The sequence below is a fragment of the Kitasatospora sp. NPDC059803 genome, assembly GCF_042732255.1.
Taxonomy (GTDB): Bacteria; Actinomycetota; Actinomycetes; order Streptomycetales; family Streptomycetaceae; genus Kitasatospora.
The window spans coordinates 1-2,068 of the sequence record NZ_JBHWIJ010000548.1; the positions used below are offsets into that span (position 1 = coordinate 1).

Below are 2,068 nucleotides of genomic sequence, written 5' to 3' on the forward strand. Positions count from 1 at the left end.
GGGCCAGGCTCTCCGGGCTCCGCCAGCTCACCAGGCGGGCGCCGTCCGGCGGGAGGTCCACGACCTCGTTTCCGAAGACCCGGTTGATCGAGCTGCCCCCGTTCAGCGCGATGTCGGCGCCGTAGACGTGCAGGGAGACCGCGCGACCGGTGCCGCCGTTCGACACCCGGTGGATGTCCTCGTCGGGCGGCACCAGGAGCTACCGCCCCACTCCGGTGAGCGCGCGGACCTCAAGCTCCTCGAAGCCGCGCCCGTCCGACTCCTCGTCGCGACGGCGGCGGCTGCCGACCAGGGAGCCGAGGACCGCGGCCGCGAACCCGATCGGGATCGAGACGATGCCCGGATTCTGCAGCGGCACCGGTGCGGTGGTGGTGCAGGAGATCAGCGCCGTGGCGTTGCCGACCTGCTTGCTGGACGCCTCCACCCCGCAGTCCTTCGCCTGGGCGGCCGTCAGCTTCACGGCGTGGACCGTGCCGGTCGCGCCGCCCCAGCAGATCGGGGAGAGCAGCACCAGGCCGATCGAGCTGACCAGGCCCGCGTAGATGCCGCACTTGGCGCCGACGGTGGTGAAGCGCTTCCAGAACAGCGTCAGCAGGATCGCCGGCAGGTTGGCCGAGGCCGCGATGGCGAAGGCCAGGGCCACCAGGAACGCCACGTTGAGGTCCCTGGCGAAGATCGACAGGGCGACCGCGACCGCGCCGATGACCACGGCGGCGATCTTCGCCGTGACCAGCTCCTGCCGCTCCGTGGCCCTGCCCTTGCGGATCACGCTGGCGTACAGGTCATGGGCGAACGACGACGACGAGGTCAGGGTGAGCCCGGCGACGACCGCGAGGATGGTGGCGAACGCCACCGCCGCGATGAAGGCGAGCATCAGGGAGCCGCCGGTGGTGCCCGCGCCGCCGCCGAGGTGCTCGGCCAGCAGGGTGGCGGCAGTGTTGCCGGACGGATCCTTCTCCTTGATCGTCGCCGTGCCGACCAGCGCGGCCGCGCCGAAGCCGAGCACCAGGGTCATCAGGTAGAAGACCCCGATGATGCCGATCGCCCAGTTCACCGACTTGCGCGCGTCGCGGCCGGTCGGGACGGTGTAGAAGCGGACCAGCACATGCGGCAGCGCCGCGGTGCCCAGCACCAGGGCGACGCCGAGGCTGACCAGGTCGAGCTTCGACCAGCCGTCGGTCGCCCCGTACTTCAGGCCGGGCTGGAGAAAGGAGTCGCCCTTCTTGGAGGCCGCGGCGGCGTCCCCGAGCAGGTGGCTGAGGTCGAACCCGTACTTCGCCAGCACCCACAGGGTCATCATGGCCGCGCCGGCGATCAGCAGCACCGCCTTGACGATCTGCACCCAGGTGGTGCCCTTCATCCCGCCGACCACGACGTAGACGATCATCAGGGCACCGACCCCGACGATGGTCCAGATCTGCGCCGAGGCGCCCTTGACGTCGAGCAGCTGCCCCACGATCGTCGCCGCGCCGACCATCTGCGCGATCAGGTAGAAGATCGAGACCACGATGGTCGACACGCCCGCGGCGGTCCGCATCGGACCGCTGCGCAGCCGCGCGGCCAGCACGTCGGCCATGGTGAACCGACCGGTGTTGCGCAGCAGTTCGGCGACCATCAGCAGCGCGACCAGCCAGGCGACCAGGAAGCCGATCGAGTAGAGGAAGCCGTCGTACCCGGAGAGCGCGATGATCCCGGCGATGCCGAGGAAGGAGGCCGCGGACAGGTAGTCGCCCGAGATCGCGATCCCGTTCTGCAGCGCGGAGAACTGGCCGCCGCCGGTGTAGAAGCCGCCGGTGCCCTGGGTGCTCCGCCGCGCCCAGAGGGTGATGACGAGGGTCACCGCCACCAGGGCGACGAACAGGCCGATGGTCAGGCCCTTGTGCGATGCCGCCTGCGCCGTCGCCGCGGCGAGCGGAAGGTGCTGTGTCATGCCTGGCTCTCCGTCAGTTCCTGGTTGTCGGCGTGGGGGGGGGGGGGGGGGGGGGCGGGGGCGGCGCCCCCCCCCCCCCGCCCCGCCCCCCCCGCGCCCCGCCCCGCGGGGCGCCGCCCGCCGCGCCGCTCGCGCGGG

Annotated in this window: 1 protein-coding gene and 1 pseudogene; both read right to left on the reverse strand. The window is 72.0% G+C overall.

Features of this window, described 5'->3' with window-relative positions:
• Positions 1-187, reverse strand: a pseudogene (locus ACFV6I_RS39360) (hypothetical protein); the annotation flags it as partial.
• 12 nt (positions 188-199) lie between these two features.
• A complete protein-coding gene (locus ACFV6I_RS39365) occupies positions 200-1,930 on the reverse strand; it encodes a cation acetate symporter (RefSeq protein WP_380431076.1) in 1,731 nt (576 codons plus the stop codon).
• Positions 1,931-2,068 lie beyond the last annotated feature (138 nt).